Source organism: Arthrobacter sp. 001422645, assembly GCF_059816125.1.
In genome coordinates this window covers 117,573-126,445 of record NZ_JCBANT010000014.1, presented here as the reverse complement: position 1 = coordinate 126,445, position 8,873 = coordinate 117,573, and the positions used below count along the sequence as shown (strand labels likewise).

Genomic DNA, 8,873 nt, shown 5'->3' with positions numbered 1-8,873 from the left:
TCGGCGTCGCCGGTGATGTGTTCGAGGCGGGCGAGGAGGTCGCGGTAGTCGATGGTGACCATGACCTGCGGTCGGAGCCCTCCGGCGGCGGGAAGGGCGCCGGTGGCGAGGGCGACTTTGCAGGCGCCGACGAGGCCGTCCAGGCGTTTCTGCGGCTGCGAGCGGAGGTCCAGGCACGCGGCACCGGGGTCATTTTCCGGCGTGCCGGCGGCACCGGAGGAACCCTCACAGTCTGCCGCGCCTCCCTCGTCTCCAGGTGCCGCACCTGTCCCGGTGTGGGTGGTGCGGGGGTTGGTTGCGTTGTTCATGACGGTGAGGAGGTGTTCGCATTGTTCGGCGGTCGCGAAGATTTTCAGGTGCTGCAGTCCGTGGCGGGGTTTGCGGATGAAGGCGCCCTGGAGTTGGCGGAGGAGTTCTTCGGTGGGTTCGGCGCCGTCCTGGTCCAGGGCGTCGGTCCAGTTCCGGGCTGCGCGGGCGAGGAGGTCGGGGTCGTTCTCGGCCGCGGTGCGGGTCAGGGCGTGTTCCATCCCGGCGGCGGCTTCGGGGTTGCAGGTGTGCCGGACCCGGTCCAGGGCCAGGGTGATGATGGTCGCGGTCCGGGACGCGACCTCGCCGGCGGCGACGGCGGCACCGAGTTCCTCCCGTACCGGGGGCAGGGGGTTCCCGGAGAATCCCTGTCGCGGCAGGAGATCCCCGGCGAGGGCGAGCCGGCGGCGGGCCTCGGTGGCGCTGATCCGCAGCCGCGCCCGCAGGAACTCCGTGGTGTTCCGGTACCCGTCGTCCACGGCCACCCGGGAAGCTACGGCACCCGCGGCAACTTCCGATCCGGATGCCGCCGAGGCATCTCCGCCACCCGCGGCACCCGCGGCAACTTCCGACCCGGATGCCGCCCACGCGCCCACAGCGCCTGACGCGTTGTCAGGCCTTGGGGTGCCGTAGGCGGAGTCGTCTCGCCAACCGGTGGTCCATGCCGTGTTCGCGTTCGGGGCGGTGGTGGCCTGTTTCCTGGTCCGGTCCACCGCGCCGGCCGCCACCAGCTGCAGGTAGTCCAGGGCCCGCGAGAGTTCCTCCACCGTGCTGGCGAAATCCGCGGCCTCCCGGAAGTCCCACAAGGCAGCGTCCCCGGCAGCCGTCGACGCCACCTCCCGGACCAGCGCCAGGGCCGTGTCCACACCCTGAACACCGGCCACACCGGACGGCCCCACCGGAGCGATGCCCCGGACCGAGTCCTCAACGGCGATGAAATCCCTGACGGCTTCCATGAAACCCACACTAGTGGCGAGCTACGACAAAATAACGCCGGCCAGCATCGGGCCCAGACTTGGGCCAAAATCATCCAGCCGGCGCCCGTCCCGGTCCGCCGGCGCCCGATCCAGCGCCCCGGCAGCCCGCCAGCCCGCTAGCCCGCCAGCGCCGGGTCCGGACCCCTATCCAAGCGCCCGCGGCCGGCCAAACTGGGTGCGGACCCCCGGCGAGAAAAGCACGGATTCTGGCGGACCCGCGACGCTGATGCCGGCCGCGGCAACCAGCTGGTCCTCACAGCGAGTCAGCTGCGCCCGGTACAGCGGCCACGGGCTGTGGGTGTTGGGGACGTACAGGGTCCGGCCCCGGAAGCGCGTGTGCAGACCGAACCGGGCGGTGAGATGGATGGAGAGCGGGTCGGTTGCTTCGGCGTCGGGCTCCGGCGCAACCGCAACCGCAAAGTCGCTCCGCGCGCCGCCGCGAAGCCGCCGTACCCAGTACCCGGCAGAGGAGCGCATGGGAGCATTCAAAGCACCCGCACCCCGAAAGCCCGCCCGGGACCAAACATAGGGAATCCCGGCCGCCCGGGCAGCCAGCACCACGGCCAGGCGCGTCGCGTCCAAGCTGAGGAACACCACACCCCGGGTGCCATCCGGCTCCCGGGAGTAGAGGCGCACGTTGATCTCGGTGAAACTCCCGAAGTACGGAATCCCGGGTCCCCTGCCCAGGCCGGCGCCCTGCATGCGGAAGCCGATCAGCCCCACCCACGAGGATCCGTCGAAGCTGTCCGGCACCACGCCGGGAGGCATGAACGAGGCCGCCACCGCATCAGGGATCCGCCAGTGCAGAAACACCGCATCCGTCCAGTGCTGATCCATGATGACCGGGGCCGTAAGCTCGGGGGCGTCGGGCCAGGGATCAGGACCCATCAGAGGGTCCGCCGGCCCGCCGGCGAAGCCGCGGAGGCGCCGCCGTCGGGCTCCTTTTGCCAGGGCCAGCGGCCGGTGATTTCGAGTTCGAGGGAGAAGCTCAGGAACGTCCGGATCAGCACGATGATGGCGAGCACGCCCACGCTTTCGTAGGTGGGTGCGACGGCCACGGTTCGGATGATGTCGGCCGCCACGAGCAGTTCCAGCCCGAGCAGGATGGAGCGGCCCAGGAGTTGCCGGTAGGAACGGTAGACGGAGAGCGGTTCGGCCCCTTCCGGCGGCTTCCTCGGCTGGAATCCGCGGAGCGCGAGGGGGAGAGACACAACTGCGCCGATCACCATAACGGCCACGCCGGCCACATCCATATACCGGCCTGCGGCTTCAATAATCTCCGGAAGTTCCATAGTTCCCCTCATTCGAAGCTGGGCGGTGACGGGAGCGCGGCAGCCTTAGGGGTACCGTACGCCCACTCCGGCGAGAATGTCCCGGTAGCCCTCCCGGAACGTCGGGTAGGTGAATTCGAATCCGGTGCTCTGCAGCAGTGCGTTGCTGCAGCGTTTGTTGCCGCCGCGGGACGGCTCGCCGCCCTGCCCGCCGCCTTCCGACGCGCCCGACGGCGGCTGGGGGAGTCCCAGCTCGGCGGCCAGGAAACGGAGCACCTCGCCCATCTCGGCCGGCTCGTTGTCCACGCCCAGATAGACCGGGGCCGGGACGGCGGCCATGGTGCAGAGGTGGACGATCGCGGCGGCGGCGTCGTCCCGGTGGATGCGGTTGGTGAAGCGCGGCTCTGCCGGAATGGTTGCGGAGCCGCCGCGCACCTGGTCGATCAGCCGGGTCCGGCCCGGGCCGTAGATGCCGCCGAGCCGCAGTACCACCGGTGTGATCCCGGTGCCGTTCAAGCGGCTGACGAGCAGATCCTCCGCCTCGCGGATGATGCGGCCGGAGAACCCGCCGGGATCCGGCGTCGTGGTTTCATCGATCCAGTCCCCGCCGGCGTCACCGTAGACGGCGGTGGAGGAGACAAAGAGCACCCGCCGGACGGGCGCGCCCGAGCCCACGACGGCGTCGAGCACGTTGGACAGCCCGTCCACGTAGGCGGCACGATACGCATCTTCGGAGGGGGAGTCTGCCGCAATCGCGACGACGACGGCGGTAGTGTCCGCCGGGATGGGCGGCAGTTCGCCGGAGCTCAGGTCAGCCGCCGCGCCTTCGATGGCGGCCGGCAGTTTCTCCGGAGAGCGCCGCCAGCCCACCACCCGGTGGCCCGCCGCGGCGAAACGCAGCCCGGCCTCGGTGCCCAGATCGCCGCAGCCGGCCATAAGTACAGTCATAGCGGCAAGTCTGCCATTATCGGAGGCCCGGCGTCGGACCCTGCCCGACGTCGGGCCCGCGGGCTGCCGCGCGGGGCGTCCCCGGCGCCGTGCTACCGAGCCGGGATCGGGAAGAAGACCCGCGGATCCTGCAGCAGCGCCGGGTAGTCAAAGGCCGAGCGGGACAGGATCTCGTCCACCTTGAAGTTGCGTGCGAAGCGGCCCTCCACGGTGATCGGACGGCCCAGGACCTTGCCGACGGCGAAGGACGCGCCGCCATCGAACGGAATGGCAACGGTCGAGTTGCCGGGAAGCGTGTTGAACGCTTCTTCCTGCTGCTGGCGCTTGCGGGTGGGCTTCTTGACGAGCTGCTTCGGCGGGAGCTTGCGCACCTTGGGGCGGCGGGAACCGGAATCGGCGTACACGAACTGGTAGTCCTCGTCGCCGGCAGCAGCGGCGGCCTTCGCGCGGCCCACGAGGGGCAGGCTGACGGTGTCCAGCTTTTCCGGCTCGGTGTCACCCAGCGGGAGGCGCAGGACCCACATGCGGTCGCCGGAAGGATCCTCCGGTACCAGTTCGTGCTTGGGCTCGGGCCAGACGTACTCCAGGTCAGGGTCCGTGTCCGGGAACAGCGGCGTGTAGAACCGGGGGTCCTTGGCGATCAGCCGGGAGCGGTGGCTGAGGTGCAGTTCCGGGGCCCCAAGCCACGGCGGCATCGGGATCTTAGCGGCATAGTCGGGGTGGGCCGCCTGGGGAGCGAATTCCATGATCTTCTCGCGCGTGGTGTCCTCGCCGCCGCGGGCCGTCCACTCGTCCACCATGGTCAGGCCGTAGAGGGTCAGTGCGGGAACGTACCCCATCCACATCCGGATGGCCGGGTGCGACTGCCAGCCGTACTCCGGGATCACCAGCGCACGCAGGGTCTGCAGCGCTTCAACGCGCTGCTTGCCGAGCCGTTCGCGGTCCAAAGCCGCGGCGCTCTGCTGGAAATCGGGGAAGGGGAGGAAAGTCTGCATCTCTCCAGTTTGAGGCCACGGAGCCAATGCACCAATTGCGGGAGGTTGCGGGTGAGCGTGTTCACATTTCGGAATGGGACAGACAGCCCCCGCATCCGGCGCGTAAACTAGCACAAAACATCCCTGCGCCGCGGAGGGCACGCCAATGTCGACGAATGTAGTACTTGCACCTGCGGCGCCGCAGGTGCCCGCACCACTGCCCAAATACGGACAGATGCTGAGCCCTGAAGCTCATGGAATTCTGGTCCTGGAAGAGTTCACGATCGATCCCGCGGCGGCCCGCAATGAGCAGCACGGCTTCCGGACGGCGCTGGCCTCTGTGGCGCTGACCATGCGGCGGCTGCTGGCGCTCCGGCTGTTCATCGCGGTCGTGGCCATCGCCAACCTTCCCCTGTTCCTGCTCTCCAGCGGCTGGGAGGTCTACGCTGTCTCGTTGACCGTCGTGGTGGCGGTCCACGCTGCGGTGTCGTGGCTGAACCGGCACGAGCCGAAGATCAAGCAGCAACGGATGCTGGAACTGCACGTCCATCGCGAGAAGAGCGACAATTACCGCAAGGTCCGCGACGCCGTGAAGTACGTCATCGATGCCCCGGCCCGCATGAACGAGAGCCTCTATCTAGAACTGCTGGCCGCCAAGCGGGTGGCCCTGCACCTCGCCATGGGCACGGTGGCCCTGTTGGATACGAGCGACGACACCGCCTGGAAGGTGCGGATCGTCCGCGAAATCCCGCTGGCCGCCTAGCTTCACGCTTACGTTCACACAAGAAACACTGCACGACGCCGGAGGGTCCCCAGAGGGGGACGCTCCGGCGTCGTGGTTTAAGCGCCTTGCGGGCGGTTCGAGCGGAACAGGCTAGGCCGGCAGCTGCAGCACCTGGCCCGGGAACACCACATCAGGATCGCTGATGGTGGCGGCGTTGGCGTCGGCCAGCAGTTGCCAGCCGCCGGCGATGTCGAGCTTGTCGGCGATCTTGCTCAAGGTGTCGCCGCTCTGGATTGTGTAGCTCTCCCCGCTCAAGGCAACAGCCGCCACGTGACGCGGGGCAGCGGCAACCGGGGCGGCGACCGTAGGCGCCGCGGTCCGGACAGGCGCCTGGACGGGCGCCTGGGCCGGGGCCGGAATAGAAGCAGGCGCCCGCGGCGCGCTTTGCGGAGCAACTGCGCCGCCGGTGAGGCCCAGCTTGGCGGCGCAGGCAGGCCACGCTCCCCAGCCCTGGCCGGCCCGCACCTTTTCGGCAACGGCGATCTGCTGTTCACGGCTGGCACTCGCCGCTGACCCCGTTCCGCCATAGGCGGCCCAGGTGCCCGGACTGAACTGCAGCCCGCCCGAGTAGCCGTTTCCTGTGCTGATGCCCCAGTTGCCGCCGCTTTCGCATTGGGCCAGGGAGTCCCAGGTGGAGGCTGGGGCTGCGGCGCTGGGGACAGCCGCGTTGGCAGCTGACGCGGAAAGTGCGACGCCGGCGATCGAGACGGCCGCGAGAGTGGCGCCGCGGCGCGCGGCAGTGATGTAGGTTGATTTTTTCATGGGAGTGATGCTCCTGAGGGCCACCGGTGCTCGGTCCGTCCCCGGACGTTGGCGCACTACTGCCCGCCCCTGACAATAGAGGTCAGTACGGTGTCTACCGGTCGGGCAGTATCTGGTGGTGGCAGCACCGGGCATTCATGCCCGGTGTTCGGGCATGTCCACAAGGCTAAGTCAGGCCGGCGCCGTTATCAAGACGTTATTTTCCGCAATGTGGCCGGTAAAATGGGTCGGCAGTCTCCCGGCGCGCCTGCCCGTCGAGTCAGCCGCCGCGTCAGCCGCCGAGTACCGCGGCGAGGTACGGGGCCGTCCGGCTCTTCGTGGAACGCGCGACGGCGGCCGGCGTTCCCACCGCGATGATCTTGCCGCCGGCGTCGCCCCCGGCCGGGCCAAGGTCGATTACCCAGTCCGCTGCGGCCACCACGTCCATCTCGTGTTCCACCACGATCACCGTGTTGCCGGCGTCCACCAGCCGGTGCAGCTGCGCCATGAGAAGTTCGACGTCGGCCGGGTGCAGTCCGGTGGTGGGCTCGTCCAGCAGGTAGAGCGAATGCCCGCGCTGGGCGCGCTGCAGTTCCGTGGCGAGCTTGATGCGCTGCGCTTCGCCGCCGGAGAGTTCCGTGGCAGGCTGGCCGAGCCGGAGGTAGCCCAGGCCCACCTCGCGGAGGGTCTGCAGGCTGCGTGCGGCGGCGGGGACCGCGTCCAGGAACTCGGCGGCGGCGTTGACCGTCATGCCGAGGACCTCCGCCACGTTCTTTCCGCGGTAGGTGACCTCGAGGGTTTCGGGGTTGTAGCGCGAGCCGTGGCATTCCGGGCAGGGGCCGTAGCTGCCGGGCAGGAACAGCAGTTCGACGGCGACGAAGCCCTCGCCCTGGCAGGTCTCGCAGCGGCCGCCCGCGACGTTGAAGGAGAAGCGTCCTGCGCCGAAACCGCGGGCCCGGGCCTCGTCCGTGGCCGCGAACTCCTTGCGGACGGCGTCGAACAGTCCGGTGTACGTGGCCAGGTTGGACCGCGGAGTGCGGCCGATCGGCTTCTGGTCCACCTTGACCAGCCGGTCCAGCTGGTCCAGGCCGGAGACCGGGCCGACGCTGAGCGGCGCGGCGGTCGAGGCTTCGGCGGTCTCCAGGTCGTCCGGGGCTTGCGCCGCGGCGTCGGCCTCTGGGTGCAGCCGGGCGCCCACCACCTCGGCGAGGACCTGGCTGACCAGGGTCGACTTGCCGGAACCGGAGACGCCGGTGACCGCGGTCAGGACGCCGAGCGGGAAGTCGGCGTCGAGTTCGCGCAGGTTGTGCCGGCTGATGTCGCGCAACTCCAGCCAGCCGGCAGCCTCCCGGCGGGTTGAGGAGCCGGACGGTTCCGCAGTCCCCGACCCGTCCGGGAACAGGAACGGCCGCGTGACGGACTCATCCACTTCGGCGAGCCCGGCGACCGGGCCGCTGTAGAGGACCTCGCCGCCGCCTTCCCCGGCGTGCGGGCCGACGTCCACCAGCCAGTCGGCGCGGCGGACGATGTCCATGTTGTGCTCCACCACAAACACGGAGTTGCCGGAGGACTTGAGCTGGTCCAGGACCGCGAGGAGGGGCTCGGCGTCGGCCGGGTGCAGGCCGGCGGAGGGCTCGTCCAGCACATAGATCACCCCGAACAGGCCGGAGCGGAGCTGGGTGGCGATCCGCAGCCGCTGCATTTCGCCGGGGGAGAGGGTGGGCGTGGACCGGCCCAGTGCGAGGTAGCCCAGGCCGAGGTCCAGCAGCACGGTGACGCGCTGCAGCAGATCGCGGGTGATGGCGACGGCCACTTCGTTGCCCTCGCCGGAGGTCTGTTTACGGGAGGCGGTGCCGGCCTCCGTGAGTTCCGCGGTGGGGCGGATGATCCCGGCCAGTTCGCTCATCGGCAGGGCGTTGAGCTCCGCGATGGTGCGTCCGGCGAACGTCACGGCCAGCGCAGCCGGGGTCAGGCCGCTGCCGCCGCACACCGGGCAGGGGCCGGTTTCCATAAAGCGCAGCACCCGGTCGCGCATGGTGGTGCTCTTGGAATCGGCGAGGGTGTGCAGTACGTAGCTCTTGGCGCTCCAGAAGCGGCCCTTGTACGGCTTGGCCACCCGGTCGCGCTGCGGCGTCACCTCCACGACGGGCTGTTCCTCGGTGAAGAGGATCCAGTCGCGGTCCTTTTTGGGCAGCTTGCGCCAGGGGGTGTCGACGTCGTGGCCCAGGTGTGTGAGGATGTCGCGCAGGTTCTTGCCCTGCCACGCGCCGGGCCAGGCGGCGATCGCGCCGTCGCGGATGCTCAGCGAGGTGTCCGGCACCAGCGAGGACTCGGTGACGGTGTGCGCGATACCCAGGCCGTGGCACTCCGGGCAGGCCCCGGCCGCGGTGTTGGGCGAGAACGCGTCCGAATCGAGCTGGCTGGCGCCGTCGGGGTAGCTGCCGGCGCGGGAGAAGAGCATGCGCAGTGAGTTCGAGAGCGTGGTGACGGTGCCCACCGTCGAGCGGGAGCTGGGTGTGCCGCGGCGCTGTTGGAGTGCGACGGCGGGCGGCAGCCCCGTGATCATCTCCACCTTGGGGTTGTGGCCCTGCTGGATCAGCCGCCGGGCGTAGGGCGCCACGGATTCGAAGTAGCGGCGCTGGGCCTCGGCGTAGATGGTGCCGAAGGCCAGCGAGGACTTGCCGGAGCCGGAGACCCCGGTGAACGCGACGATCGCGTCGCGGGGCACGTCCACGTCCACGTTCCGCAGGTTGTTCTCCCGGGCGCCGCGCACCCGGACAAAGCCGTCGGTGGGGTGGCTGGCATCCAGCCCTGGAATGGCCGGGCCGGACAGATCGGAAGCATGCTGATCACTGTGCATCCCATCGACTCT

The 8,873-nt window shown here is 69.6% G+C and carries 8 protein-coding genes; 1 reads left to right on the top strand and 7 read right to left on the bottom strand.

The features are described 5' to 3' along the window. The 5 genes from AC6EUH_RS14520 to AC6EUH_RS14500 form a co-directional block, all read right to left on the bottom strand. Positions 1-1,262 (bottom strand): DUF222 domain-containing protein (locus AC6EUH_RS14520; RefSeq protein ID WP_499739097.1); only part of this gene is annotated, 1,262 nt, incomplete at its 3' end. A 165-nt stretch (positions 1,263-1,427) separates the two neighbouring features. After that, the gene (locus AC6EUH_RS14515) at positions 1,428-2,171 is read right to left on the bottom strand and encodes a YqjF family protein (protein ID WP_499739096.1); all 744 of its coding nucleotides are present in this window, start codon (positions 2,169-2,171) and stop codon (positions 1,428-1,430) included. After that, the gene (locus tag AC6EUH_RS14510) at positions 2,171-2,575 is read right to left on the bottom strand and encodes a DUF1622 domain-containing protein (protein ID WP_499739095.1); all 405 of its coding nucleotides are present in this window, start codon (positions 2,573-2,575) and stop codon (positions 2,171-2,173) included. Before AC6EUH_RS14510 ends, AC6EUH_RS14515 begins: the two co-directional genes overlap by 1 nt. A 45-nt stretch (positions 2,576-2,620) precedes the next feature. Next, positions 2,621-3,502: an SDR family oxidoreductase gene (locus AC6EUH_RS14505; RefSeq protein ID WP_499739094.1), complete on the bottom strand. Its 882-nt coding sequence runs from the start codon at positions 3,500-3,502 to the stop codon at positions 2,621-2,623. 92 nt (positions 3,503-3,594) lie between these two features. Continuing rightward, positions 3,595-4,497: an MSMEG_6728 family protein gene (locus tag AC6EUH_RS14500; protein WP_499739093.1), complete on the bottom strand. Its 903-nt coding sequence runs from the start codon at positions 4,495-4,497 to the stop codon at positions 3,595-3,597. Between the two features lie 214 nt (positions 4,498-4,711). Here AC6EUH_RS14500 and AC6EUH_RS14495 point away from each other — a divergent pair, with 214 nt between their 5' ends. Beyond that, positions 4,712-5,239: a hypothetical protein gene (locus tag AC6EUH_RS14495; protein WP_056433520.1), complete on the top strand. Its 528-nt coding sequence runs from the start codon at positions 4,712-4,714 to the stop codon at positions 5,237-5,239. 111 nt (positions 5,240-5,350) lie between these two features. Here AC6EUH_RS14495 and AC6EUH_RS14490 read toward each other — a convergent pair whose 3' ends face one another. Next, positions 5,351-6,022: a transglycosylase family protein gene (locus AC6EUH_RS14490; protein WP_499739092.1), complete on the bottom strand. Its 672-nt coding sequence runs from the start codon at positions 6,020-6,022 to the stop codon at positions 5,351-5,353. Positions 6,023-6,293: 271 nt separating this feature from the next. Then, positions 6,294-8,861, bottom strand: coding sequence for an excinuclease ABC subunit UvrA (gene uvrA / locus AC6EUH_RS14485; RefSeq protein WP_499739091.1), 2,568 nt, complete (start codon positions 8,859-8,861; stop codon positions 6,294-6,296). Positions 8,862-8,873: the final 12 nt, after the last annotated feature.